Source organism: Streptomyces sp. NPDC049597 (assembly GCF_040675505.1).
GTDB lineage: Bacteria > Actinomycetota > Actinomycetes > Streptomycetales > Streptomycetaceae > Streptomyces.
On record NZ_JBFAOY010000014.1, the window covers coordinates 77201 to 100794 of the forward strand.

Annotated in this window: 30 protein-coding genes and 1 pseudogene; 11 read left to right on the forward strand and 20 right to left on the reverse strand. The window is 66.8% G+C overall.

Translation table 11 applies throughout. The features are described from left to right. Positions 1–94: 94 nt before the first annotated feature. The 10 genes from AB0K02_RS18030 to AB0K02_RS18075 all read right to left on the reverse strand — a co-directional run bounded on the left by AB0K02_RS18030 (position 95) and on the right by AB0K02_RS18075 (position 4347). Positions 95–280 (reverse strand): hypothetical protein, encoded by a 186-nt coding sequence (locus tag AB0K02_RS18030; protein ID WP_365993421.1) that lies wholly within the window; start codon positions 278–280, stop codon positions 95–97. 5 nt (positions 281–285) lie between these two features. Then, entirely contained in the window at positions 286–489 is a 204-nt protein-coding gene (locus AB0K02_RS18035) for a hypothetical protein (RefSeq protein WP_365993422.1), read from the reverse strand. A gap of 91 nt (positions 490–580) precedes the next feature. Next, a complete protein-coding gene (locus AB0K02_RS18040) occupies positions 581–934 on the reverse strand; it encodes a SpdD-like protein (protein ID WP_365993423.1) in 354 nt (117 codons plus the stop codon). A gap of 32 nt (positions 935–966) precedes the next feature. Next, the gene (locus AB0K02_RS18045; protein ID WP_365993424.1) at positions 967–1161 is read right to left on the reverse strand and encodes a hypothetical protein; all 195 of its coding nucleotides are present in this window, start codon (positions 1159–1161) and stop codon (positions 967–969) included. 17 nt (positions 1162–1178) lie between these two features. Beyond that, entirely contained in the window at positions 1179–1370 is a 192-nt protein-coding gene (locus tag AB0K02_RS18050; RefSeq protein WP_365993425.1) for a mobile element transfer protein, read from the reverse strand. Between the two features lie 4 nt (positions 1371–1374). Next, complete coding sequence (locus AB0K02_RS18055; RefSeq protein ID WP_365993426.1) at positions 1375–1557, reverse strand: hypothetical protein; 183 nt, start codon at positions 1555–1557, stop codon at positions 1375–1377. A gap of 15 nt (positions 1558–1572) precedes the next feature. Continuing rightward, the gene (locus tag AB0K02_RS18060) at positions 1573–2238 is read right to left on the reverse strand and encodes a DUF2637 domain-containing protein (protein ID WP_365993427.1); all 666 of its coding nucleotides are present in this window, start codon (positions 2236–2238) and stop codon (positions 1573–1575) included. Beyond that, a complete protein-coding gene (locus AB0K02_RS18065; RefSeq protein ID WP_365993428.1) occupies positions 2235–2507 on the reverse strand; it encodes a hypothetical protein in 273 nt (90 codons plus the stop codon). The genes AB0K02_RS18060 and AB0K02_RS18065 overlap by 4 nt, the downstream gene beginning before the upstream one ends. Before the next feature lie 134 nt (positions 2508–2641). Continuing rightward, positions 2642–4003: an FtsK/SpoIIIE domain-containing protein gene (locus tag AB0K02_RS18070; RefSeq protein ID WP_365993429.1), complete on the reverse strand. Its 1362-nt coding sequence runs from the start codon at positions 4001–4003 to the stop codon at positions 2642–2644. 5 nt (positions 4004–4008) lie between these two features. Continuing rightward, positions 4009–4347: a hypothetical protein gene (locus AB0K02_RS18075; RefSeq protein ID WP_365993430.1), complete on the reverse strand. Its 339-nt coding sequence runs from the start codon at positions 4345–4347 to the stop codon at positions 4009–4011. A gap of 156 nt (positions 4348–4503) precedes the next feature. Here AB0K02_RS18075 and AB0K02_RS18080 point away from each other — a divergent pair, with 156 nt between their 5' ends. The 3 genes from AB0K02_RS18080 (at position 4504) to AB0K02_RS18090 (ending at position 8614) form a co-directional block, all read left to right on the forward strand. Next, positions 4504–5295, forward strand: coding sequence for a GntR family transcriptional regulator (locus tag AB0K02_RS18080; protein ID WP_365993431.1), 792 nt, complete (start codon positions 4504–4506; stop codon positions 5293–5295). 2 nt (positions 5296–5297) lie between these two features. After that, positions 5298–5963, forward strand: a complete 666-nt coding sequence (locus AB0K02_RS18085; RefSeq protein WP_365993523.1) for a YdcF family protein — start codon at positions 5298–5300, stop codon at positions 5961–5963. Positions 5964–6502: 539 nt separating this feature from the next. Further along, positions 6503–8614, forward strand: a complete 2112-nt coding sequence (locus tag AB0K02_RS18090; protein ID WP_365993432.1) for an AIPR family protein — start codon at positions 6503–6505, stop codon at positions 8612–8614. 3 nt (positions 8615–8617) lie between these two features. Here the strand turns inward: AB0K02_RS18090 and AB0K02_RS18095 are convergent. Together AB0K02_RS18095 and AB0K02_RS18100 are read right to left on the reverse strand one after the other, a co-directional pair. Next, positions 8618–9104 (reverse strand): annotated as a pseudogene (locus tag AB0K02_RS18095) (site-specific integrase); the annotation flags it as partial. Further along, on the reverse strand, positions 9104–9244 hold the full coding sequence (locus AB0K02_RS18100; RefSeq protein ID WP_365993433.1) for an excisionase: 141 nt from the start codon (positions 9242–9244) through the stop codon (positions 9104–9106). The gene AB0K02_RS18100 and the pseudogene AB0K02_RS18095, both read right to left, overlap by 1 nt. A gap of 407 nt (positions 9245–9651) precedes the next feature. Here AB0K02_RS18100 and AB0K02_RS18105 point away from each other — a divergent pair, with 407 nt between their 5' ends. Continuing rightward, complete coding sequence (locus AB0K02_RS18105; RefSeq protein ID WP_365993434.1) at positions 9652–10644, forward strand: DUF3644 domain-containing protein; 993 nt, start codon at positions 9652–9654, stop codon at positions 10642–10644. Between the two features lie 50 nt (positions 10645–10694). Here the strand turns inward: AB0K02_RS18105 and AB0K02_RS18110 are convergent, their stop codons facing one another. After that, the gene (locus AB0K02_RS18110) at positions 10695–11288 is read right to left on the reverse strand and encodes a hypothetical protein (RefSeq protein ID WP_365993435.1); all 594 of its coding nucleotides are present in this window, start codon (positions 11286–11288) and stop codon (positions 10695–10697) included. A gap of 174 nt (positions 11289–11462) precedes the next feature. Here AB0K02_RS18110 and AB0K02_RS18115 point away from each other — a divergent pair, with 174 nt between their 5' ends. Beyond that, complete coding sequence (locus AB0K02_RS18115; protein WP_365993436.1) at positions 11463–12524, forward strand: HNH endonuclease; 1062 nt, start codon at positions 11463–11465, stop codon at positions 12522–12524. A 204-nt stretch (positions 12525–12728) separates the two neighbouring features. Continuing rightward, on the forward strand, positions 12729–13067 hold the full coding sequence (locus AB0K02_RS18120; protein ID WP_365993437.1) for a hypothetical protein: 339 nt from the start codon (positions 12729–12731) through the stop codon (positions 13065–13067). Between the two features lie 232 nt (positions 13068–13299). Here AB0K02_RS18120 and AB0K02_RS18125 read toward each other — a convergent pair whose 3' ends face one another. The 4 genes from AB0K02_RS18125 to AB0K02_RS18140 form a co-directional block, all read right to left on the reverse strand. Then, positions 13300–13668 (reverse strand): hypothetical protein, encoded by a 369-nt coding sequence (locus AB0K02_RS18125; protein ID WP_365993438.1) that lies wholly within the window; start codon positions 13666–13668, stop codon positions 13300–13302. A 474-nt stretch (positions 13669–14142) separates the two neighbouring features. Continuing rightward, complete coding sequence (locus AB0K02_RS18130) at positions 14143–14415, reverse strand: hypothetical protein (protein ID WP_365993439.1); 273 nt, start codon at positions 14413–14415, stop codon at positions 14143–14145. 613 nt (positions 14416–15028) lie between these two features. Further along, positions 15029–15325 carry a GYD domain-containing protein gene (locus tag AB0K02_RS18135; RefSeq protein ID WP_365993440.1) on the reverse strand — a complete coding sequence of 99 codons (297 nt, stop codon included), beginning with the start codon at positions 15323–15325 and terminating at the stop codon, positions 15029–15031. A 118-nt stretch (positions 15326–15443) separates the two neighbouring features. After that, a complete protein-coding gene (locus AB0K02_RS18140; protein ID WP_365993441.1) occupies positions 15444–16241 on the reverse strand; it encodes a TIGR01458 family HAD-type hydrolase in 798 nt (265 codons plus the stop codon). A gap of 406 nt (positions 16242–16647) precedes the next feature. Between AB0K02_RS18140 and AB0K02_RS18145 the strand changes: the two genes are divergently transcribed. Then, positions 16648–17736 (forward strand): GDSL-type esterase/lipase family protein, encoded by a 1089-nt coding sequence (locus AB0K02_RS18145; protein WP_365993524.1) that lies wholly within the window; start codon positions 16648–16650, stop codon positions 17734–17736. 18 nt (positions 17737–17754) lie between these two features. On the opposite strand, the gene AB0K02_RS18150 is transcribed toward AB0K02_RS18145, so the two are convergent. Both AB0K02_RS18150 and AB0K02_RS18155 read right to left on the reverse strand, forming a co-directional pair. After that, positions 17755–18375, reverse strand: a complete 621-nt coding sequence (locus AB0K02_RS18150; RefSeq protein ID WP_365993442.1) for a hypothetical protein — start codon at positions 18373–18375, stop codon at positions 17755–17757. A gap of 237 nt (positions 18376–18612) precedes the next feature. Next, positions 18613–19548, reverse strand: a complete 936-nt coding sequence (locus tag AB0K02_RS18155) for a DUF2867 domain-containing protein (RefSeq protein WP_365993443.1) — start codon at positions 19546–19548, stop codon at positions 18613–18615. 51 nt (positions 19549–19599) lie between these two features. Between AB0K02_RS18155 and AB0K02_RS18160 the strand changes: the two genes are divergently transcribed. Then, positions 19600–20193: a TetR/AcrR family transcriptional regulator gene (locus tag AB0K02_RS18160; RefSeq protein WP_365993444.1), complete on the forward strand. Its 594-nt coding sequence runs from the start codon at positions 19600–19602 to the stop codon at positions 20191–20193. A 9-nt stretch (positions 20194–20202) separates the two neighbouring features. Here AB0K02_RS18160 and AB0K02_RS18165 read toward each other — a convergent pair whose 3' ends face one another. Continuing rightward, positions 20203–21258 (reverse strand): Ku protein, encoded by a 1056-nt coding sequence (locus tag AB0K02_RS18165; RefSeq protein WP_365993445.1) that lies wholly within the window; start codon positions 21256–21258, stop codon positions 20203–20205. 41 nt (positions 21259–21299) lie between these two features. Between AB0K02_RS18165 and ligD the strand changes: the two genes are divergently transcribed. The 3 genes from ligD (at position 21300) to AB0K02_RS18180 (ending at position 23589) form a co-directional block, all read left to right on the forward strand. After that, positions 21300–22175 (forward strand): non-homologous end-joining DNA ligase, encoded by an 876-nt coding sequence (gene ligD, locus AB0K02_RS18170; RefSeq protein ID WP_365993446.1) that lies wholly within the window; start codon positions 21300–21302, stop codon positions 22173–22175. Then, complete coding sequence (locus AB0K02_RS18175; protein WP_365993447.1) at positions 22172–23077, forward strand: ATP-dependent DNA ligase; 906 nt, start codon at positions 22172–22174, stop codon at positions 23075–23077. The genes ligD and AB0K02_RS18175 overlap by 4 nt, the downstream gene beginning before the upstream one ends. An 80-nt stretch (positions 23078–23157) precedes the next feature. After that, a complete protein-coding gene (locus tag AB0K02_RS18180; RefSeq protein ID WP_365993448.1) occupies positions 23158–23589 on the forward strand; it encodes a DUF4440 domain-containing protein in 432 nt (143 codons plus the stop codon). Positions 23590–23594: the final 5 nt, after the last annotated feature.

Consider the following 23594-nt stretch of genomic DNA (forward strand, 5'->3'; position numbering starts at 1 on the left):
GGCGGTGCGGTCGTGGTCAAGGCAGAGTCCTCCTTCCAGAGGTCGGAAAGGGGGCCGGGACACCGGCCGGCAGAGGCGGTGCCCCGGCGGGTGATCAGCGGTGGGGGCAGGTGTTGCGGTGGTCGATCCACTTGGCGACCAGGTCGCGGACGTTGTCGTCACCCGTGGCCCGGCCGGTTGCGCCGCAGCAGCAGGCGTAGGTACCGGTGGCGGGGAAGTCCCGGGCGGGTTTGGCGACGTGCACGCCGGGCTGGTCGGTGGTGGGCGCGAGGTCGGCCACGGCGGTCAGCGGGTGAACGCGGCGTCGGCGGCAGCGTCGAGGAGTTGGCGCAGGGGCGGGACGGTGCCGGTGCCATGGCAGGTACGGCAGTGGGCGGTGATGGTCCGGCGCTGACCGGTGCGGTCGCGGCCGCCGAGGGTGATGACGGCGGAGGCGAAGCCGTCGCAGGAGGGGCAGACGCGGGCCGGGGTGTGGCGGTGCTGGGGCATGATGAAGGTCCTTCCGGTTGATGAAGTCGGGTAGGGGCTGGCCGTCCGGGCGGCGGAGACTTGGCGGTTTCAGGGCCGCCCGGAGGGCCGGTCAGCGATGGCGCTGGCCGTTGAGCATGGAGCGCAGGACGACGGCGCAGACGGCGACCGAGGCGGCCGTGATCGCAACGGCGAGCAGCAGCGAGACGAGGACCGCACCGACGATCAGGACGACCGCGGCACCGCCGCCGACGACGGCGAGGAGGCCGGTCGGGGTGAGCCGGACCGCGGACGCCGCCGGAGCAGCCGGGGCCGGGACGACGGTCGGGGCCGCAGCGGGGGCCGGGGCGGTGTGCTGGCAGGCGCACGCGGCGGCGGGCTGGTGCTCGACGAGCGGGGTCGGGTGGGCGAGCGGGGTGACGATGCCGGTCGGGGTGGGCATGGTCGGGATGCGCGGGCGGAACATGGTGGCTCTCCCTTCTGGCGGATCTGGACGGGTTACTTGGTGGTCCCGTTGACGGCGTCGACGCCGGTGCGGGTGGTGGACTCGATGGCCGGTGCGAGGAAGGTGTCGGCGAGGAGGAAGCCGCCGAGGAGGAGCACGACGATGAGCCAGGTCGGCGGGCGCATGAGCTTGATGCCGAAGTAGCCGAAGATGGCGACCAGGATGATCAGGGGAAGTTCGACGTTCACGGCGGCTCTCCTGTGGGTTAGTTGGCGCGGCAGCGGTGGGTGCGGGCGGCGAGCTGGGCGGCGGGCTGAGTGGAGAAGTCGGCGGACCAGCCGCAGTTGTCGCGGGAGCAGACGGCGGCATGCTTGGTGCGTCCGTTGCGGTCGCGGTGGGTGCCGATCTGCACGGGGCCGATCCGCATCACGGAGTGGAAGAAGTAACGGGCGGGCATGGGATCAGTCCTCCGATCGCAGGCTCAGGCCCGGGAAGGATGCGAGGATGCGGGCGGCGGCGGCCGGGTCGGCGGTGCGTTCGGCGGCTTCCTCGGCGAGCAGCCGGGCGAGGGTGTGGCGACCGGCGTCGGCCATCTCGCGGGCCGCTTGCAGGTACTCGTCTCGTGTCGTTTCGTGTCCGGGCATGTGGTGTCGGTCCTTTCAGGCGAGGTGGGCGGCGAGTTGGTCGGCGATCGGGCCGGGCAGGCCGAGTCGGTCGCGCAGCGTCGAGGCGTCGATGGGTGAGCCGGTGGACGCGCGGTGGGCGTCGGCGAGCTTGCGGGCGTGGTCGACGAGGGCGGGCGGCACGTCCGCGGGCGGCGGGGCGGCGGGCAGGGCCGGGACGGGTTCGGCAGGCTCGACCGCATCCGCGACGGGGACGGGTTCGGCCGGCACGGTTATCGGTTCGACCACGGGCAGCGGCTCCGGCTCGGCAACGTCTGCGGCTTCACTGGTCGGCGAGTGGACGAGGAGCGTGCCGCCGAGGAAGGCCAGGGCAGGCCAACCGGCAACGAGGATGCGCAGCCAGTCGGGCACGTCGTTGAGGTCGAGCAGGCCCGCAGTGGCGACGTTCGCGCCGAGTGAGGCAGCCAGGGCGACGGCGAACCAGGTCCAGGCGGCGCGGGCCGGTTCACCATGGGCGCGCAGGATGCGGAGGCGTCGCCAGGCTGCGACGAGAAGCAGGTCGACGGAGACGGGGTAGGCCCAGGCCTTCCAGCCGTCCTGTCCGGCAGCGGCGGCGAGGTCGTGCAGGTGGGCGAAGGACAGCGCACCGGCGATCACGGCTTGCACGAGGACCGCATCAGGGCGCGGGATGGAGGTCGTCACCGCTGGCTCCGGGGAGCATGGCCGACCGCACGGGCGACCGTGTCGAGGTCTGCGGCGGTGTAGGCAGTGCGGACACCGGAGACGGACATGCCTGCGGCTTCCGCCAGGGAAGCCAGGGTGTAGGGCCGCGGGCGGGTGAACTCACGGGCGTAAGCGAGGTAGGCCCGAATCTCACGGTCATAGCGATCACGCTCGGCCCGCAGGGCGGAGAGCCGTCCCAGGAACTCGTCCGGGGCAAGACCGTCCAGGCCGACCAGCGGCTCAGACATGGACATCTCCCTTCGGTGGGGGCCGGGGCAAGGCGAGCCAGAGTGGTCGCCGAGCCCCGGGCAGCCGGTTTCAGGCATGGCAGGGGTAGGGACAGGCGCGAAGCGGTCGCGCCGACCGGGGTGGGGAGGTGCGGTCAGACAGTGGCGGGATGTGCCGCCGGGGCCGGGACCTCGACCGGGGCCAGGGTGGGCAGTACCGGCCGGAAGGACTCCAGGCCGTCGAGGATGGGGGTGCGGTGAGCGTTGGTGGTGCAGGCGTTCACGGCCTGGCGCATCGTCGTGAACGGCGTACGGATGCGGACCCAGCCGCCCGAGGAGTCACCGGCCACCGCCGTTCCCGGCCGCTCGACCGGGATTTGTGTCGTGGCCAGCACTGCATCCGGGGAGATGTCGCCGAACGCCATCTTGGCCGAGGCTTCATCGTTGACCCGGTGCGAGATGCGACCGGTGAGCTGGGCACGGAGCATGGTGATCCCGTCGCCGAGTTCGGCTCCGAAGCGCTGACCGCAGATCTCGACGTAGATGCCGGCCGCGCGGCCGAGCTGGACCAGGCGGACCAGGGAGGTGATGATCCGCTCGCGGCGCTTCTTCTCGGCGGTGTTGGAGAACAGTGCCAGCTCGGCGACTTCGTCGACGAGGAGGACGACGGGCACCGGCCGCAGGTGATCGGGCAGCCCCCAGATGTCTGCGGTGATCTCCGCATCCGGGGTGTCCGCGCTGATGCGCTGCTCGCGCCGGATCACCTGGTAGGTGTCTGCCATCCGCTGCACGAGCGCTTCGAGCAGATCGGCCGCGTCGTCGGGGTTGTCGGCGAGGGCGGAGAACCGGCGGGCCAGCGGGGCGAGTTCCACGCCCTGCTTGCAGTCGATGCCGACCAGCGCGACGTGCCGGGAGGCGAGTTCCTTGACCAGGTTCCGCTGGTAGACCGACTTACCCGACAGGGTCGCGCCGAGGTTCAGCGAGTGCGGCACCTCCCGGTAGTCGCGATAGTGGACCTCTCCGTCCTCCCGCAGAGCGACCGGGATGCGAAGCCCCTCCCGCCCGACCTTGGCGGGCATCTGCACCCGAGCGAGTACGTCGTAGCCCGTCATACGCAGCTCGACCACACCCGACTTGATCTCACGGGACGTGATGCCGTGCATGGAGAACGAGTGCCGCAGCCGGTCAGTGGAGGCCGCGAAGTCGAAAGCGTCCTGACCCGGCCGAAGCTTCACCCGCAGCACCAGCCCGGTACGGGTCGGCCGAATCCGCAAAATTCGCGGCGGCCGGGACTCGGGCGCCGGCCGATTCGCCAGCCGGGCGAAGGTGAGCCGCAGCCGCGACGGCGGAACCGTCAGCCCGCACGCGTCCATGACCGAGGCGTACCGGACAACCACCCGCAGCGTGGCCAGCGTGACGCCGATGCTCAGCCAGTACCAGGCCGGGCGTAGCTGCCGCAGCACCAGAGCCGCAGCGACCACCACCAGCGCTAAGACGAGGAGCGTGTTCGTCGACATGCCGCTCAGCCCTTGGCAGACGGAGCGACGAGCGCGACCGCACGGAAGGCGATGCCGAACCGCTTCTCACCGTTGAAGGTGTTCTCCCAGTCCCGCGCCTTCAGCCCGACGACCTTGACCGGCATACCCAGCGTGATGCCCTCCGGGACACCGGTCTCCGGGATCGACACGGTGTAGAGGTTCGCCTCACCCTCGTCCGCGATGGTCAGCCCGACCGTCATCATCTTCGCGCCGGTCTCACGGTCCACGGCGACCTCATTGGTCTGCTTGTTGATGACCTTCGCCTTGGGCTCCACGGCGACGAACACGACAGCGGTCGAGGTGTCGATCTTGAAGGATGACATGGCCACTCCTTGAGTCAGAGAGAACGCGCACGAGGGCAGACGCCCACCTTCGCTGTCCTAGGACTGCGAGCACATACCCAAGAATGGGGGCACAGTCCCAGGACTGTCAATGTCCTAGGACTGTGCTTCACTGGGCCTTGTAGCGAAGGAGGCCCTGTGGCACCGAAGTGGAGAGAGCTGGCGGACCGGCTGGCAGAGCAGATCAGGAGCGGCGAACTCCGCCCTGGCCAGCAGCTTCCGCACATCCGCGACTTGGTCGAACGGGGCGAGGGCTCGAAGTCCACGGTGCACGCTGCCTACAAAGCACTGGAAGCGGAAGGTCTCGTCACTTCCTCACGCGGACACGGCACGGTGGTGCGTGAGCAGACCCCGTTGAAGCGTCTGGGCATCGCGCGCTACGACAAGGCGAAGTGGCGCGACGGCGACGAAGTCGCTTTCATCGCCGACCGGGTGGCGTCAGGACGCGCCTACCGTCGCAACGAGCAGACCCAGACGGTCAGCCGCGTCCCGGCACCGCCCAAGGTCGCCGAGATGCTGGGCGTTCCGGCCGGTGCCGAGGTCTATGCGCGGGCCCGCCTGGTGAAGGAAGGCGAGCAGCCGACCCACACGCTGACCAGCTACTACCGCCCGGAGCACGTAGAGGGGACACGACTCGTGGACCCGACTCCCGGCCCCGCCGGCAGGGGCGGCGGTTACAGGGTGCTGTACGACGCGGGGTACGAGATCGACCACATGAAGGAAGCCCTCTTCGCGCGCGTCCCCACGGCTGAGGAAGCGAAGCTCCTCCAACTTCCGGCAGGTGAACCGGTCATGGAGCTTCATCGGACGACGTACACGGCGGACGGCACGGTCGTCGAGTTTGCCGTCGGCGTCCACGCCGCTTCCCGCTTCGCGTGGGAGTACGACTTCAAGGTCCCTGACTCGGCACAGGCGGAGGACGGCGCATGACTATGACGGATGCTGTCATGAAGGACGCTCAACTCCTTTGGGACTACCAACTCATGGGGCACAGCCCGCGGCCGTGCTCCGTCGCCATCGGCCTGGGCAGTCACGACCTGGGCGTGGCCGACGTGACCGCCGAGCTATACCGGCAGGGGATGGCACCCCTGATCGTCTTCACCGGAGCCACGAGCCGGACGACCCGCGACCGGATGCCACGTGGGGAGGCGGAGCACTACCGTGAGCGCGCCATCGAGCTGGGCGTTCCCAGAGACGCCATCCTCGTGGAACCGCAGGCGCGGAACACAGGGGAGAACATCCGCTTCTCACGTGCGCTGCTGGAGGAGCAAGGCGTCCGAGTGTCGTCCGTGCTGCTGGTGAGCAAGCCGTACGAGGAGCGTCGGGCCTACGCCACGGCGCGCAAGCTCTGGCCGGATGTCGAGTTCGTCAGTGCGTCGGCGCCCATGACGATGGCCAACTACGCCGAGTCGATCGGCAACGACCGCCTTGTCGTTGACATGCTGGTCGGAGCGCTGCAGCGGCTGCTGATCTACCCCGCCCAGGGCTTCATGATCAGCCAAGAGGTCCCCCAGGACGTTCGGGATGCCTACGAGCGCTTGCGAGCCCAGGGATTCACGAGTCGAATCGTCCCTGAGCCGCCCAGGCGGAGTGAGTAGAAACCTTCTCTACGGGTTCAAGGCGGCTCGCTCCGCTCGCCGCGCGCGGCCCCGGCTCCAGCGCCGGGCCCCGACGCTCCTGTCTCCGCCCCGCTCCGGGCCCCGGGCTCCGCCGGCCGCGCGGCTGGAGCGAGCACACCTGATGCAGTGGACGGTAGCCGCTGTGGCTGGGGCCGGTCGGCTCCACGGCTTTAGGCAGCCACCATGGGGCGAGCCTCGAAGATCATGGCCCCAACGTCGTGCTTTACCGGGCAGGTCCACAGACTGCCCGACTCGCCAGAAGCTTACGGGGCCATGATCTCTCGCCCCATGGCAGCTCCCGCCCAAAGCCGCTCCACCGACCTTGTGCCGCACGCACCCTCGGGAGCGCATTAGGGCGCCACACCTGCCGCGGCGACCGCTGACAGTCCTTCATCGTTCCGCACGCGGCGCTCCCGAGCGGACCTCAGGATGTCCCGATCAGCACATCAGATGAGACGCCACCCCACTACGCTCGGGTGCAGGCCGGCACATCGACCTGGACGGGGTGGGGACCACCTGTGAAGACTACGTCTCTCGAACTGCACCAGATGCAGTCAGCTCTAACTCAAGCATTCCAAGGGCTCATCGATGAAAGTGACCTGCAGCGAAACTCCGAGCTGGAACGAGAGCGCGCCTTCCTTTCGCGGGCAGTAGCGGCCACAGCCATCCGCAGAGTCACTGGGTGGGATTTGCAGCGTTGCGCCGACGCTGTCATCGACGGAAGCAATGACAACGGTATTGATGCCGTCGCAGTTGCAGACGGATCTCAAGTTTGGTTGGTTCAAGCCAAGTGGCACGAAAAAGGAAACGCAGGCTTCCACACAAATGCCGCTCGAGCTTTTATTGATGGGTTGCGATTGCTGGAAGATAGGCAATTCGACTCGTTCAACGAAAAGCTGCGACCCTTCACAGCGCAGCTTGACTCGGCATTGGGTGATCCCAACCTCAGAATCAATATGGTCATTGCGCTCGTAGGTCACGATCCACTCAGTTCGCATACGATCGAGATTATGAATCGGGCGAGGGATGATCATTACGGTCATGGGCCAATGTTGACCTATCGCCTTATGCAAACCCCCGAGCTGCTTCAGCAGCTACGCGAGGATCGAAAGCCTCATCCGGTAGACGTGACGGTCCGGATGCTGAAATGGCTCAGGAGGGACCTCCCATTCCCTTCGTACCAGGGCAGTCTATGGGCCCGAGACGTGGCTGAAATGTACGAGGCCCACGGTGCCCGTCTGTTTTCGAAGAATGTTCGCCATTCTCTGGGGCTAACTCGCATCAATAGTGGCATTGCAGCCACCCTCAGGGAAGAGCCCGAAAACTTCTGGTACTTCAATAATGGGATCACAATACTGTGTGATCAGGTCGATCCCTACTACCCTGGACGTCGACATCCCGATCACCCTGTGGAACTCAGGCTGCGTCATGCCACTGTCGTGAATGGAGCGCAAACCATCACGTCTATTCATAGGGCGATGCAGGATTCGATGCACGCTGTTGGAGATGCTGATGTTGCTGTGCGCGTGATCGCTCTCGGCGACGACTACGCCTTGTATGCGAATCGAATCGCTGAAGCTACGAACACGCAGAATGACATCTATCGTCGAGATTTCATCTCTCTCGACGAACGGCAGGCGCTTATCCGTGAGGACTTCGACCTGACTCTCGGTAAAGTTTACGTATATAAGCGTGGCGAAGCTGAACCCCCGCCTGAATATGGATGCTCCGTGGTGCAAGCGGCCGTGGCGCTCGCGTGTGCTTACAAAACGCCTGAGCTAGCTGTGCAGGCAAAGCGGAATACAGAACTTCTGTGGGATATGGGTGATCGGGGGGCATATCAGAAGCTATTCGGAGCATCCCCCAGCGCCTTGAGGATTTGGCGATGTGTACAGATTCAGCGGGAGGTGGGGAGGGTTGTAGGTGGGCTACGCGACCATTTTGTGGGGCGCGTGAATTCTGCTGTGCATCACGGCGAAGTATTCATTACCCACCTAGTCTTCCAGTTGCTCGATCTTGCGGATATCGATGACCTGTCCTTCCCTATTGAAGCCGCACTGGCGTCCATTCCTGACTTGGTGGAGGCGGTCTTGCCTCGACTGGTGTATCGGATCGACGGGACTTACGGGAAGACATCGTTCTTGATGGGCACTTTCATCAATGAGGTGCGATGCAAGGAGCTAGCCCAAATGGTGATCGAAGACGTGCGCAGTGGGGCGCCTGCGCCCGCTACTGTCCCCATGCATACGAAGCCGGGCCATCCGGTACGGCGTCGGAGGCCCCCTGTAGTTGCAACCCTTGTCAGTGCCAGCGCGATCAAGGATGGAACTCCGCTGACTTACGCCCCCGGCAATCCCCCAGAGGAGCTGGCCACTAGGGAATGGCTTGCTGTAGATGACCGGAGGTCGCAAGCTCGCTGGCATAACCATCGTACGCGACCCCTTATATGGTCCTATGATGGCCGGGCTTATTCGCCCAGTGGCCTCATCGTCCATATTTGGGAACTTGCTGGTTGGACCGCAGCGCCGAGTGCAGTACAGGGCCCAACCAGGTGGCAAGTTAATGGAGGGCGTAACCTAGCGGAGATGGCGGCTGAGTGGCACTGGGCGCAAGAAGCGCAAGGGGATTGACACCACGTTCCTCGTGACCAGTTCCTCGCGGCAGGCAGCTGTGAGGGCGGTCCGCAGCACGCGGTGCGACTCCTTGGCGGTCGCGGCGGTGGTCTTCTTCTCCAGCTGGACGAGGAAGCGCCGGACGTCGGCGACGCTCAGCGATTCGAGCCGCTTGGAGCCGAGCATCGGGACCAGGTAGAGCCGCACGTGTACTTCGTACTTGGCGTACGTCGTTCGTTTCCTGCGCGGCTTGATGATGTTGTCCAGCCAGTACGGCAGCCACTCGGAAAGCTTGGCCGACTTGGTGGGCACGGGTACGCCCTGGTCGACCTTGTCGAGGAGTTCGCGCCGCTTGGCGTCGCACTCGGCCCAGGTCTTGCCGTAGGCGAACTTGCGGGCGCGGGTGCCGTCCGGCTGGAGGACGTAGACGGGCGGCCTGGTAGCGGCCGTCCTTGCGCTTGGTGATGGTGCCTGCGCCGTTGGGGTTGCGCTTTCGCTGGGAGGCCATCAGGCAGCCTCCTCGATCTCGCGGGTGATGAAGTCCCGTACGGCGTCGGCCGGTACGCGTCGTGCTCGTCCGATGGTGATGGAGGTCAAGCGGCGAGGGCGGATGTGGTTGTAGACCGTGGAGCGTCCGAGCTCGATCAAGGCACCCGCCGCGCCCGGCGCGGCGCGTGCGGCCCGTCGTCCGGACCGCCGCTCCTGTCTCCGCCCCGCTCCGGCCCGGCCGCCGTCCGCACGCCTGACAGCTTGGGTTGATGAGCAGAAGAATTATGACGTGGCTGGAGCGAGTGCGTGAAGTGCCGACCAGGACGATGCCTCCGGCGGGGGCGCTCAGGCTCCGGGATGGAGGGGGCCGTGGGCGTCTGCCGGCATCGTCGTAGTGGAGCCAGGGGCCGTCGCGGCGAAGCCACTCGCCTATGCGCAGCCATATGGTCACGCCAATTCTCAGCATGACCTGGAAGTCGACTGAGACAATACGCTTAACACCGTCTCCCCGCAGGCGTACTCTGCACGTAAGGAGCCGCCTCAGGGCGGGGGCAGGTTGATGGGCGGTGGGCTGGTTGAATTATCAGGGGTCTTCGCGTCGGCTGTTCGGCAACAGCAAGGCCGCGATAGTTGGCGCTATCGAGATATACAACAAGCCGCGCTTCGAGTACAGGGACGAAGTCTTTGTCATTCTCCTGATGAATGCGTGGGAGCTTCTCCTGAAAGCGATCGTGTCGAAGTCGGGTTCGCGCATTTACTACACCAAGAAGCGGGGTGAGCCTTACCGGACCCTCACCTGTCAGGACGCCTTTAGGGTAGCGGCGAACAGCTCGCTATGGCCGAAGTCCATACCTTCCCAAGCGGTTGATGCGAACATCGAACTTTTGAGTACCTATCGCAATAGTGCCGTGCATTTCTACAACGAAAAGGCGTTCTCGGCGCTTATCTATTCCCTCGCTCAGACGGCTATATTGAACTATCGGGACCTTGCTTCGCATGTCTTCGGGAAGGACATTGCTGACGAAATCACCTGGCGTATCATGCCTCTGGGTATTGAAAACCCAATAGACCCGGTCGAGTTCATGAAAGGTTCACCCGGATCGTCGCCGAAGAGCCGTGCGGTGCAGGACTTCTTGGCGTATCTGAAGGAGAGGACGGACGCTCTGGAGTCGGATGGAATCGACACTGAACGTCTCCTCACTGTGTTTGATGTGTCACTCCAATCCGTGAAGAAGATCGACCGAGCCGACATTGTTGTGGGCGTCACCTCTGAGGATCTTGCCGATTCTGTCGTGGTTTCTAGGAAGGTTGACCCGAACGTTTCGCATCCGTACCGGCAGAAGGATGTCTTGCCGAAGCTGAAGCGTCCTACCACCCGTTACGAGTGGCAGGCCGTGACCTTTATACACGAAATGCGTGAGGAGCCTAGGTACTGCTGGCGTGACAAGGATGCCAACCTCGTCAAGTGGTCACCTGATGCGATTCAGTACTTCAATCGCCTATCTGAAGCTCAGATCGGGAAGGCAAAAGAAGAATACTCTGCCAGCTTTCGTAAGTAGAGTCCAGCACGTGACTTCACTTGGAGCCGTCATGCCAGATGGGGTATTTTTCACGGCGACGGTGGGTGGAGTGGCTCGTGGTGGTGCCAGATGAGGTAGCGGTCCTCGCGGCGCAGTTCGGCGGAGCCCCATTCGATGCGCATGACGCCCTGAGTCATCGAACAGGCGTAGGCCACGAGCACGAGCTTGACGTCCTCTGACAACAGGGAGAGGTCGGGACGGGGTTCTTGCTCGTCCAACTCGTCGAGGCCTAGGTCAAGGGCCTGTTGCATGGGCTCGGGGCCATGTCGTCGTATCAGTTCGGCTCGGAAGCCCGTGGCGCTTCGCAGTCGTGCTGCCGTGACAGGGACGTCCTTCTTCGCGTATCGGAAGGGATAGATCACATGTTCGCCAAGGATCATGAGTGTGCGTCCCTGTAAGCGCATAGGGGTGGTCGCGGGGAGTGATGCGAGACCCACTTCCAGTTCCTCGTACTGCGCGGCGTACAGGCCGTGTCCGTATGCCTCCAGGGTCTGGGTCTGCACTCCCTCGTGGCCGTTACGGGCTCGGGTATGAGCTCGAACCAAGCTGGCGCGGATCAGGTCGGCCAACGGGCCGGCGGCGTCCCCGAAGGTCTTCGCGGCCCACCCTGTCACGGTTGCCATGAGCTACCGCCCTTCCCCCTTGTGGCACCTGAGTGCCGAGCAGCATTCAACGAAACGGTGCAGGCTGGGTGCGAGCCGCGCAAGAGGGCATCCGGCGCATGGCCAGGCGCACGGTGCTCGGCATTGGTTGCGTCGGGCGGGTTGGCCGTCAGTGGTGGGCCGTACGCTGCCGCCATGCGCAGAGGAGCGATCACACAGGGGTCCGTGCTCAAGGCCCTCGCGGAGTATGACGAGTTGGGACGAGATGAGTTTCTGGAGAAGTACGGCTTCGGCGAGGCTCGTTCGTACGTCGTTGTGCACAACGGGCGGGAGTACGACTCCAAAGCCATAGCCGGCGTGGCGCACCAGTGGGACCAAGGGCGGGCCCTCAGGCCTGATGAGTTCAGCGGAGGCAAGGAGCACGCCGCGGCGTGGCTGAAGCGTGAAGGATTCCAGGTCAAGGCTGTCAAGAACCCTGATTGGGCCCGGGACGAGATCATCCTTGCCTGTCAGCTCGTGATGGAGAACAGATGGAAGGGGCTGGACGCTCAGGACGCCAGGGTGGTCGAGCTGTCAGGCCTGCTCCAGCTGCTTCCCATCCACGCCGAGGCGGAGCGCAACGAGAAGTTCCGCAACCCGAACGGAGTGGCGCGCAAGACGTTCGACATCGCCACGCGACATCCGGAGTACCAGGGCAAGCCCACCAACGGCGGCGCCCTCGACGTTGCGGTGCTCGTGGAGTTCCTTGCCCGGCCTGACGAGATGACAGAGGTCGCTCGGCTCATCCGGAGGGGCATCGCGGCCGGCGAGCTGCAGAGCCTTGCGCCGACCGAGGACGAGGAGTTCGACGACTACAGCGCCCCTGAGGGGCGGTTGCTGATGCGACGGCATCAGGCTCGCGAGCGGAACAAGAGGTTGCGGAAGAAGAAGATTGCGTCTGTGATTCAGCGCGGTGGGCGGCTGGCGTGCGAGGCGTGCGGGTTCGACTTCGAGGACGTCTACGGTGACCGCGGTGCTGGGTACATCGAGTGCCATCACGTCGTGCCGTTGCACGAAGCAGGCGAAGGGCGGACCAAGCTCAGCGATCTCGCCCTCATATGTGCCAACTGCCATCGAATGATCCATCGGCGTGCACCATGGCCGACCCCTGCGGAGCTGCGGGCCTCCATCGAGCGAAAGCATGCAGCTGACAGGCGTGCCGCGGAAGCGATTGCACGACCACGCAGGGCGGCTGACGAGCAGATGCCGAACCCGTGATCTGACATCCATTGCTGACATCAACGTCGGCGCACAGAGGCAGTCTCTGAGGGCTGTGGGCAGCAGCCGTCGCCGGGGCCGCCAGGGTGCTCAGCCGCTATCGGGCGAACTTACAAGGCACGTGTCGGCGCAGGCAGTCCACCTGCAGCAGCGGAGCTTGAAGATTGGGTGAGGCTATCAGTCACCCCCTGTACGGTCCGCGTCATGGCTGAGAGACCGACAATAAGCTGGCGTAACGGTATTGCTGAGGAAGAGCGGGAGCTCGCCGCCGGCACACTGGACCCTGAGTGCGCCTGCATGGCTGCGCTCTTCCCCGAAGAGCTCTTGGTGGCGACCGATGAGGTCCTGGATGTGTTCGAGGAGGCCTTGCCGAGAATCTCCGAGGATGGGGACGAACGCGTCTTTTCTGTTGTTGAGCGCGTGGTCCTGGCGCTGAATGCTGTGAATGAGGCCCACGGCTGCGCAGCATTCGAAAGTGACGAGCGCGAGGAGCTGTGCGCTTACATCGACGAGGCTTTGACCGAGCACGGGGTGATGTTGTAGCGCTGACCGTGCGTCACGGCTTGGGACGGTATCAACTGACCGACCGTTGGCGTGACTGGTGACCGCAGCGGTCCGGGCGCTGCGCGTGCACTGTTGAGCCAAAGCGATCGGCACCTGGCGGTCAGTCCGAGGCAATGGCGGAGCCATTAGGCCGACCACGCCCCTGGTGGTCTACAGGTGCCATGAGCTAGGCCGATGCCTCAGAGATCACCACCAGGCTTACAGAGTAGAATCACAGCCAGAGGATAAGTGCAGCGATGATCAGAATTAGCAAGAATGGCCCAGCGATTGCCTTGCGGAGTTCCCGCTCCCCTTTTCCGGGAAACATCGGATCGTCGCCCTCGTCGGTAAACCTCGCCGATCCGCTAGCCGTACTCGACAATATATCGCCAGCTTCTCTAACGAGAGCTGCCGCCGCCTTCACATCGCCGGAATCCTTTAGCATGGCATCCAGCTTAGCTACCATATCCGGCGAAGCCACCGCGAGCCGCCGCACTTGCCGCTTAGTCTCCTCATCAACTCCCGAGTTATTGATGATCGTTTGGTAGACGCTTCCATTGTTTGTTTGAATATACTGATCAATTGCCGGAATCCCTGCCATCGCCACCCCCTCCGCATTTCGAGTTACTCATCAGCGACGGCGCCCCATCCAGACTCAGGCTAAAGGAAGATTCGCATTCCCCTCCAGAACGAGACTGGCCGAGGGGGCCCGCAAGAATGAGCGCCACAAGAACGGCTGCTGCGGCTGAAATGGTGGCCACGCCGACTCTCGCAAATGGATTGAGAGCCTGCCCGACCGTCTTGATCAGCGTGGGCCACTTGTGCGTGACCCACAAGACAAAGGCAACGCCAACGAGAACGAAGACGAAAAGTCGATCCTGTACGAACCCAACAACGTACTCATCGGTCGAGAGTCGCACTACGTAATTTGCGAACCTCAGAGCCTCAGGAGCCGCGTTAGGGAATATTCGCTGGATGAGTGCAACGCCAAATAGAATCAGCAAGACCGACAACACAAAACGGAGTACCGCTTCGACTAAGTCAAAGAGTCCCGATGGTATGCCTGTTGGCAGTTTCACCGCTTACCATCTCGATAGTTCGTCTGCGAGACAGTGCCGTTATTCGTCTGAATATACTGCTCAGCATTGATCGAGACGTCCCGCTGGGGGTTCTCGGGCGTCTGCGGTGCATTAGGAATGGGGCTGCCCGTTGCCGCCGTAGCGTCCGTGAGGGCTCCCTGATTCGCCATAGGGTCACCAGCTGAGCGTGACCGCGTCCACCGCACGGTGATGACGGCAGCTCCGATCGCAAAGACTCCACCGACGGTCGCTGCAATGATCTCGATCATGCTGTTCCCCCTGGAAGTGCTCAACTCTTACTAAAGCCGCGGTCGGGAGCTGCGGATGGGAACGTCACCCGTGTGACTAGCGGCTGACACGCCGTGAGGCCGCATGCGATCCAAGAGCCTGTGCCGACTGTCTCAGCGCTGACACCCCCTGCGTCAGCAACTACCCTCCCTGGCTGCTGATTTTGGCACACTGCACGCATGCCAGTTGCAGGTTCTGTCGAGTGCGTGTCGAAGTGGCCAGATCTTGCAACGCGGCATCTAGAAACAGGCAGGTCAGCAGCGGGCCAACGCCTGATGTACGCAGCGCCTTCTAAGTGCTTGGCCGCCGACGGCGGCAAGTAACCGGGCACCGGCGTGAGCCCGTGGCCTATCTGTGGACGGCGACTTCCCTATCGTCGCGTTCCGAGCCCCTGACCAGCATGTATGTTCCTGACGCAAGCCCCCTCCGGAGCCGTGTGCGCAGGTTCGAATCCTGCCGGGGGCACCCTGCGGAGGTGCCCGAAGACCCCGTCACCAGCGGAATCGCTGAGAACGGGGTCTTCGCGTATATGCAGGCGCCTGCCGCTCGGAGCGGGCGACGTCAGGAGCCGCAGGTCCTCGACGGGGGCGTCCCTCAGCCAGTTGCTTTGGCGATGATGCGGTCCATCTCTTCCCGGCCGAAGGCCCGCAGGGTTGTGCTGCGGACGTTGCCCAATCCTCCGACCTGGAGGAGCGCTGCGGTGGCGGTCTCGTCGTCGGGAGCCTCGACGACCGCCACGATGTCGTACGGACCGACGGTCCAGTAGAGGTTCAGGACCTTCACCCCGAGCTTCTGTGCCGCTGCGGCGAAGGCCTCGGCGCGTTGCGGGGTGTCCTTGTAGCCGCGGATCCCCTGGTCGGTCCAGTTCAGCAGCGCAACAAACGTGGGCATGATCCTTCACCCCTGTGAGTAGACACAACACATCGCGGTCAATCCTGGGCATGAGGCGCCCAATGTGCAGGAAAAGCGCGTCTGGGCGAGTGAAGGCGAGTGAACAGGAGTCGCTTGCTCACGGGCCGGTCAGGTCGTTCAGCAGGCCCGGTACGTCCGCGAACGAATCCAGCACGTGGTCCGGCGTCCCCGACGCGGCCTCGTGTGTTTCGCGGCGGTACTTGCCCGTCCTGACCAGCACACCCGTCAGCCCGTTGCGCTGGGCCGCGAGGACGTCCGACTCGATGTCGTCGCCCACCATCAGCGTCTCGGAGGCGGCGGCGCCCACGTGGGACAAGGCCGTAGCGAAGAACGCGGCGGCGGGTTTGCCGATGACCTCCGCCTCGACGTCCGCCGCTCGCTCCAGGCCCAGCAAGAACGCGCCCGTGTCGAGCGTGAGGCCCGACTCCGTGCGCCAGTAGAGGTTGCGGTGCATGGCCACCAGGCGGGCGCCCTGCTGGAGGTGGGCGAACGCGCGGTTGAGGGTCGCGTAGTCGAACTCCGGGCCCGCGCCGCCGACGATCACCACGTCAGCGGGGGTGGGGTCCTCCAGGTCGATGAGGGTGACGCCCGCGAGGTCGTCGGCGATGTCGCCGCTGGTGAGCAGCAGACAGCGCGCCCCGGGAAAGTGCTCGGTGAGGTACGCAGCCGTGGCAGCCGGCGCGGTGAGGACGTCTTCGGCAGTGACGGGGAAGCCGGCCTCCGCCAGGGCCGTCGCGATGGAATCGCGGGTGCGCGACGTGGTGTTGGTGAGCAGCGCGAGCGGTACGCGGCGCTCACGCAGGTGTCGCATCGCCTCAACCGCACCGGGCAAGGGCTTCCAGGACACGGTGAGCACCCCGTCGATATCGATCAGGACCGCACCGACCCGTTCCATGCAACGACCGTACCGAGACGGGCCCATTCGGGCAGCTCGGCGCGGAACGGGGCCCGATTCTGTGATCCACGCCACAGCCGTCGGTGCTACCTCGGGTTACAGGCAGCTCCGAGGCAAGTGTCGGAAAACAGACCTGCCCCGGGTCACCACGTGACGGAAAAGAGACCTGCACCTACCTAGCGGTAACAAGATCCTGCGTGCCAGATTCCGCATGCCACCGGTCGGCGGCTCCCCCACCCGTACGCCACACCCTCGTCGAGAACGACCGGAAATCGCTCTCTTCCGTGGCCAGTAGCAGGAGTTCGCCGTGTCTGGATTCCGTCTGTTCAGAGTGTCGCCTCCGACTGCCCGCAGGCAGCGGTGGCTGCGGGCCGCCGTCGCCGCGCCTCTCGCGTTCTGTGGGCTCGTGGCCGCCGGAGCCGGGACCGCGCAGGCCGGGCCGGGCAGTGGGGCGACCGCGATCGTGGCGCTCGGGGACAGTTACATCTCCGGCGAGGCCGGGCGGTGGCAGGGCAACAGCCTCACCAACACCGGCAGCAGGGACGGCACCGACCGGGCCTGGACCGGGACGGCGTACGACCCGGCGCGGGTGTACGGGACGACCGCCGTGAACGGGTGCCACCGGTCGGACTCCGCGGAGGTGCGCAGCGCCACCGGGACGACCCAGGCGCTGGTGAACCTCGCCTGTTCCGGGGCGACGACGCAGAACGTCTTCCGGGCGTCCAGCGGGGGCACGTGGTTCAAGGGCGAGGCGCCGCAGGCGGACCAACTGGCCGCCGTGGCGGCGACGTACGACGTCAAGGTGATCGCCCTGTCGATCGGCGGCAACGACCTCGGGTTCGCCGACATCATCACGACCTGCGCGAAGGACTACATCCTCTACTACTCCTACTGCCACGACGATCAGCAGGACGTCGTGGACGCCAAGATCGACACCGTGATGGCGAACGTCGGCAAGGCCGTCGACGAGATCCGCGCGGTGATGTCCGGGGCCGGGTACGCGGCCTCCTCGTACCGGATCGTGCTCCAGTCGTACCCGTCGCCGATCCCCCGGGGCGGCGAGAACCGGTATGCGGAGAGCGGCTGGTCGCGGGTGCACACCGGCGGGTGCCCCTTCTGGAACCTGGACGCCGACTGGGCGCGCGACTCGCTCGTGCCGCAGCTCGCCGACCGGTTGAAGGCGCTGGCGGCGGCGAAGGGCACGCAGTTCCTGGACCTGCGGGACATGCTCCAGGGCCGCGAGGTCTGTGCGAAGGCCAGCCGTCTGGTGAGCGCGACGCAGCCGCCGTCGGCCTCGGCCAGCGAGTGGGCACGCTGGATCGACAGCGACGGCACGCAGGGGCCGGTGCAGGAGTCCGCGCACCCCAACTACTACGGGCAACTGGCCCAGGGGCGCTGCCTGTCCCTGGTCTACGCGAAGCCGACGGGCGACTTCAGCTGCCGCAACACAGCCGGGACCGGGTCCTCGGGCATGTATCTGACCCCGTTGTCCTGAACCGGCCGGCGTCAGGGCTCAGCCGCGGGACAGCGTCCGCGACGGCTCACCCGTCGCCGGGGACAGGTCGATGACGTACGTGTGCCGTTCGCCGGCGCCGTCGTCCGTCACCAGGCGGATGCGGTCGGGGCCGGCCCATGCGGCCTCCGCCAGCGCGTTGGCCGGGTCGTCGCCGTTGAAGTGGGCGACCTGCCAGCGGCGTGTGGTCAGACCCGTGCCCTCGTCCACGTAGACCTGCCAGAACGGGTCGATCAGGTCCGCCCCCTCCTCCACCACCAGGTGGCGGTCGGGGCGGCCGGGGGCCGGGGCGTCCTGGAGCGTCGCCGTGAAGGCGGACTGCGCGAGCAGGAGCGAGACGGGGCCGCCGAGGAGGACGGCGGCCGCGGCCAGTACCGAGACGACGACGCGTACGGCCACGTGCCGGAAGCCCACGATCAGCGCCGCGGTCAGGGCGGCGAGGAACAGCCAGCCGAAGAGCAGCGGGTGGTCGAAGGTCCGCGCGAGCGCGAGCAGGCCACCCGGGCGGGCGGCCCAGTGGCCGACGGGCACCGCCGCCGCGCAGGCGGTGGCGGCTCCCACCAGGGCCCGGACGGTCGTTCGGCGGCGCCGGACTGCCGGGTCCGCCATGGTCTCCCCCATGGCGGAGGAGTATGGCAGGACGTCGAACGGCTCAGGCGTCAGGCGTTGGGGTGCTTGTCGTCAGGCGTTGGGCCGCTCGCGGTCAGGCGTTGGGCGTTGGGCGTTGAGACGCTCGCCGTCAGGCGTTGGGGCGCTTGCCGTGGTTCGCGCCCTTCTTCTTGCGGGCACGTCGCTTGTTGCCTCGCTTGGACATGGTGCGCATCTCCCTCTTTCGGGATGTATCGGGCGCTCGCCAGTCTAGGTTCGGGCCGTGGCTGCCGCATCAGCGTCACCCGCGGCCCCGGCCCGCGCGTCCCGCGTCAGGCGCACCGGCGCCGGCGGCGCCGCGTAGGCCAGGCGGCGGTGGGTGCGGCGGAGCGCCAGGCGGGTCACGAAGGGGTGGAAGCGGCGCACGACGGCCCAGTAGAGCCTGCCGCGCAGGTTGTGGATCCGTACGACGGTGGTCAGCGTGACCGTGTCGTCCGCGATCAGCACCGAGGCGCGGAAGTCGAGATGGCTCGCGTCCTCGCCGAGCAGCAGTTCGTCTGGGGCGCTCGCCCTGACCTCGAACGGGAGGACGTCGCGCCAGGCGGCGGGGGCCTTGGGCATGCCGGGGTCGAGCGGGAGCTGCCAGGAATCGGTGAAGTCCGGCTCGTCGAAGGCCCGTCGGGCGAGGGCGGCCGCCGCCGGGAACGCCACCGCCTTCGGCCGGTACCAGACGGCCCGCCGCATCAGGCGGGTCCAGCGGCTCCAGTGCGCGGGCCGCAGGGGCGCCTCAGGGGTGGCGGCGCGGACGACGTTGTCGAGGAGTTCCTCGATCATCACGTCGTGCATCGGGCGGATGGCGAGCGACCAGATCAGTGCCTCACGGAGGCCCTGCCTCTCTTCGAGGACATGGGTCACGCGGCAGCGGTCGGCGTCCAGGGGCTCCACGGTGAGGGTGTGGTGGCCGCTGTGCGGCGGCGGGAAGTCGAAGCGGATGACGCGGCCCGGTTCGTACGCGGTGACCCGGTACCTCACGAAGCCGTGACCGCCGTCGGCGCCGACGCCGAGCGGACGGTCGAAGCGGATGGGCGGCCAGACGGGGCTCGGGCTGATCGGGTCGTCCGGCGACGACAAGCGGTCGAGCAGGGCGCCGACCACGTCGGCGGGGGCTTCGACGACACGCTCGTGGACATTGCGTTCCGCGCGCACGGCGCACCTCCATACGGTGGCGTATGTTCAACCGTACGGTAGCGTATGGACATGGTGCAAGCAGAGAAGAAGGGCAAGCGGGAGCAGGGACGCCGACGGCTCAGCGCACAGGACTGGGCCGACGCGGCGCTCGCCGCGATGGCCGAGCGCGGGCTCGCCGCCGTCGCCGTCGAGCCCCTCGCCGCGCGGCTCGGCACCACCAAGGGCAGCTTCTACTGGCACTTCACCCATCGAGAAGCGCTGATCGAGGCGGCTCTGGAGCGCTGGGAGGAGATCTGCACCGAGGAGATCATCACCGCCGTCGAGAACGAGCCCGACCCGGAGCGGCGGCTGCGCACCCTGCTCCGCCAGGCGACGACATCGGCCGCCGACGACCCTCTGGAGGTGTCGCTGCTCGCCACCGCCGCCCACCCCCAAGTGGCCGCCGTCCTCGGCCGGGTGACGGAGCGCCGCATCGGATACGTGGCGCGGCTCTTCGAGGAGCTCGGCTTCCCCGCCCCGGAGGCACGCACGCGCGGCCTGCTGGCGTACAGCAGCTACCTCGGGCACACTCAGCTGGCCCACGCGGTGCCCCAGGCCCTGCCGCGGGACGCGGACAAAGACGCGTACCTGGAGTCCGCCCTGGACACCCTGCTGAGGCGCTGACAGGAGCCCTCAGGCCGAACTGCGCCTGCGGGACGCCGTCTTCTTCGCCGCGGGCTCTGACTCCTTCTTGGACGCCGTCTTCTTGGACGCCGTCTTCTTGGCGGTCTTCGCCGTGGACTCGGCCGTCGCCGTCTTCCTGGCGGTCTTCGCCGTCGACGTGGCCGCCGTCTTCTTGGCCGCCGTCTTCTTCGCGGCCTGCGACGTCGACTTCCTCGTCCCGGACGGCTTGGGCTCCCGCCTGCCCTTGATCGGCGTGACCTCGGCGACCTCGCCCTTCCCGCCCCGCGCCTCCTGCGCCGCGCGCACGCTGCTCTCCAGGGCCGCCATCAGGTCGATGACCTTTCCGCCGGCGCGCTCGGCGGACGGCTCCGCCTCCGGCGCCGTGACCCCGCCCTCCACCTTCGCCGCGATCATGGCCTCGACCGCCTCGCGGTAGTCGTCGTGCAGGGACTCGATGTCGACCTCGCCGAGGGTGTCCATCAGGGCGTCGGCCAGGTCGAGTTCGGCTTCCCGTACGGTCACCTCCGCCTGCGGCGCCACGCTCTCGGGGGCGCGGATCTCGTCGGGCCACAGCAGACCGTGCATGGTGATGACGTCGTCGACGACACGCAGCATGCCGAGCCGTTCCCGGCCGCGCAGCGCGAACTTGGCGATGGCGACCTTGTCGCTGCGCTTGAGCGCCTCACGCAGCAGCGTGTACGGCTTGGCGGCCGGCACGCCGTTGGCCGAGAGGTAGTAGGCGGCGTCCATCTGGAGCGGATCGATCTCGGAGGACGGCACGAAGGCGACGATCTCGATCGTCTTCGCCGTGGGCAGCGGCAGGGAGGCGAGGTCCTCGTCCGTGATCGGGATCATGGCGCCGTCCGCGTCCTCGTACGCCTTGCCGATCTCGGCGTTCGCCACCTCCTTCTCCTCCAGCTCGCACACCTTGCGGTAACGGATCCGGCCGCCGTCGGCCTCGTGGATCTGCCGGAAGGACACCGAGTGGTTCTCGGTCGCGTTGACGAGCTTGATCGGGATGCTGACCAACCCGAAGGAGATCGCGCCGTTCCAGATGGATCGCACGTTTTGTCCCTTCCATCCGGGATTCATGGGATTCTCATCGTATGACGCCGATCACGGAGGTGGATGGGCGGCGGCTGGCGCTCACCAATCTGGAGAAGGTCATCCACCCCGCCACCGGGACGACCAAGGGCGAGATCCTGCACTACTACGCCGTCACGGCCGAGGCGATACTCCCCCACCTCCAGGACCGTCCCGTCTCCTTCCTGCGGTATCCGGACGGCCCCGACGGCCAGGTGTTCTTCACCAAGAACCCGCCGCCCGGCATGCCCGACTGGGTGCGTACGGCCCCCGTCCCCCGCTCGGACGACCCCGGCGCCCGGCAGGTGGTCGTGGACGATCTGGCGTCGCTGGTGTGGGCGGGCAATCTCGTCGTGGAGTTCCACACGCCGCAGTGGCGGGCGAAGCGGCCGGCCGTCGCCGACCGCATGGTGTTCGACCTCGACCCCGGCGCCCCCGCCGGTGTCGCCGAGTGCTGCGAGGTGGCGCTGTGGCTGCGCGAGCGGCTGGCGGCGGACGGACTCGACGCGTACGCCAAGACCTCGGGCTCCAAGGGCCTGCACCTGCTGGTGCCGCTCGTGCCGGCGCCGTCCGAGAAGGTGTCCGCCTACGCCAAGGCCCTGGCGAAGGAGGGCGAGGCGGCGATGCCGAAGCTGGTGCTGCACCGGATGACCCGCTCGCTGCGGCCCGGGAAGGTGTTCGTCGACCACAGCCAGAACGCCGCCGCCAAGACGACCGCCACCCCCTACACGCTGCGCGCCCGCGCCGAGCCGACGGTGTCGGCGCCGGTGACGTGGGAGGAGGTGGAGGCGCGGCAGGGGCTCGTCTTCCGGCTCGGGGACATCGCGGCGCGGCTCGACCGGTACGGGGAGCTGCTCGGCCCGCTCACCGACCCGGACAGCGCCGGGCAGCTGCCGTGAGCGTGCCGAGGCCGCCCCTGAAGGTCGCGGCGGCGGAGTCCGTGACCGTTCTGCCGCGCGGGGCGGGCCTGGCGTACGAGCCGAAGTTCGACGGCCACCGGATGGTGGTCTTCCGGGTGAGCGGGGAGGTGTTGCTGCAGGCCCGTTCGGGACGGATCGTCACGGCCGCCTTCCCCGACCTCGCCGAGGCGGCCGCGCGGCTGCCGGACGGCACGGTGCTCGACGGCGAGGTGGTCGTGTGGCGGGACGGGCGCACGGACTTCGCCGCCGTGCAGAAGCGGGCCGCGGCCACCGCCGGGCGGGCGCCTGGGCTCGCGCGCAGCCTGCCCGCCTCGTACGCCGCCTTCGACCTGCTGGCCGAGGGCGGCGAGGATCTGCGGCGGCTCTCGTACGCGAAGCGGCGGGAGCGGCTGGTCGCGCTGGTGGGCCCGCTGGGGCCGCCGCTCCAGCCGGTGCCGATGACGCTGGACGTGACGGAGGCGGAGACCTGGTTCCGGACGCTGCCCTCGATCGGCGTCGAGGGGCTGGTGGTCAAACGGCTCGACCAGACGTACCGCAGCGGTGCGCGTGCCTGGCGGAAGCTGCGGCACACGAGCAGCCGGGACGCGGCCGTGGTGGGCTTCACAGGCGGGGCGTCGCGTCCGGGGTCGCTGGTGCTGGTGCTGCCGGACGACGACACGCCGGTGGTGTCGAGCCCGCTGTCCCCGGCGGTGCGGTCCCAGGCGGCGGTGGCGCTGACCGGGCGGGTGGGCGCCGGTACGGGCACGGCCGTCGGGGTGGGGGTGGGCGAGGTCGGCTACCGGGCGGTGGAGCCGGGGCTGACCGCGGAGGTGGAGCAGCGCACGACGCGGCACACGGTCACGACGGTGGTGCGGCTGCGGCTGCCCGAGGAACTCGATTAATCAAGTTTGACTAGATACCGAGAAGGGCAGTACCTTCGGGACGGATCATGTAGTCAACTTTGAACAGTTGAGGAGACAGAGTGACGCGACTGCCCGACACCGGTTACACCCCGACCGCCGAGGAGCTGGCGAGCATCCAGGAGTGGTTCGCCGCCTACGACGAGGCGAGCGCCAAGCGGGACGTCGAACGGATGGCGGACATGGCCGTCTTCCCGCTCAACCTGGTCAGCGACGACTCCGCGGGCAACGGCGCCTCGGCACAGTGGGACCGGCAGCAGTTCGTACGGACGATGACGCACGTGATGGGTGACGGCGGCGACGACATCACCTTCGAGTCGGTACGGACGCCGGTCTTCCTCTCCCCCGCCATGGCCGTGGTCTTCACGGACTCGACCATGACCATGGACGGTCACACGCAGCGGCTGCGATACGCGGACGTCCTGATCCGGCGGGAGGGCCGGTGGGCGTTCCAGACGATGATGCAGGGCGGCTGGGGCGACAACCTGCGCTGAACAAC

Excerpts from the sequence above, each read along its gene's own strand:
- AB0K02_RS18120 (WP_365993437.1), top strand. The coding sequence starts at position 12,729 with ATGGCTGAGAGACCGACAATAAGCTGGCGTAACGGTATTGCTGAGGAA.
- AB0K02_RS18070 (WP_365993429.1), bottom strand. The coding sequence starts at position 4,003 with ATGTCGACGAACACGCTCCTCGTCTTAGCGCTGGTGGTGGTCGCTGCG.
- AB0K02_RS18035 (WP_365993422.1), bottom strand. The coding sequence starts at position 489 with ATGCCCCAGCACCGCCACACCCCGGCCCGCGTCTGCCCCTCCTGCGAC.
- AB0K02_RS18040 (WP_365993423.1), bottom strand. The coding sequence starts at position 934 with ATGTTCCGCCCGCGCATCCCGACCATGCCCACCCCGACCGGCATCGTC.
- AB0K02_RS18075 (WP_365993430.1), bottom strand. The coding sequence starts at position 4,347 with ATGTCATCCTTCAAGATCGACACCTCGACCGCTGTCGTGTTCGTCGCC.
- AB0K02_RS18135 (WP_365993440.1), bottom strand. The coding sequence starts at position 15,325 with ATGCCCACGTTTGTTGCGCTGCTGAACTGGACCGACCAGGGGATCCGC.
- AB0K02_RS18150 (WP_365993442.1), bottom strand. The coding sequence starts at position 18,375 with ATGGGGGAGACCATGGCGGACCCGGCAGTCCGGCGCCGCCGAACGACC.
- AB0K02_RS18085 (WP_365993523.1), top strand. The coding sequence starts at position 5,298 with ATGACGGATGCTGTCATGAAGGACGCTCAACTCCTTTGGGACTACCAA.
- AB0K02_RS18125 (WP_365993438.1), bottom strand. The coding sequence starts at position 13,668 with ATGGCAGGGATTCCGGCAATTGATCAGTATATTCAAACAAACAATGGA.
- AB0K02_RS18055 (WP_365993426.1), bottom strand. The coding sequence starts at position 1,557 with ATGCCCGGACACGAAACGACACGAGACGAGTACCTGCAAGCGGCCCGC.
- AB0K02_RS18130 (WP_365993439.1), bottom strand. The coding sequence starts at position 14,415 with ATGATCGAGATCATTGCAGCGACCGTCGGTGGAGTCTTTGCGATCGGA.
- AB0K02_RS18115 (WP_365993436.1), top strand. The coding sequence starts at position 11,463 with ATGCGCAGAGGAGCGATCACACAGGGGTCCGTGCTCAAGGCCCTCGCG.
- AB0K02_RS18110 (WP_365993435.1), bottom strand. The coding sequence starts at position 11,288 with ATGGCAACCGTGACAGGGTGGGCCGCGAAGACCTTCGGGGACGCCGCC.
- AB0K02_RS18065 (WP_365993428.1), bottom strand. The coding sequence starts at position 2,507 with ATGTCTGAGCCGCTGGTCGGCCTGGACGGTCTTGCCCCGGACGAGTTC.
- AB0K02_RS18050 (WP_365993425.1), bottom strand. The coding sequence starts at position 1,370 with ATGCCCGCCCGTTACTTCTTCCACTCCGTGATGCGGATCGGCCCCGTG.
- AB0K02_RS18160 (WP_365993444.1), top strand. The coding sequence starts at position 19,600 with ATGGTGCAAGCAGAGAAGAAGGGCAAGCGGGAGCAGGGACGCCGACGG.
- ligD (WP_365993446.1), top strand. The coding sequence starts at position 21,300 with ATGACGCCGATCACGGAGGTGGATGGGCGGCGGCTGGCGCTCACCAAT.
- AB0K02_RS18140 (WP_365993441.1), bottom strand. The coding sequence starts at position 16,241 with ATGGAACGGGTCGGTGCGGTCCTGATCGATATCGACGGGGTGCTCACC.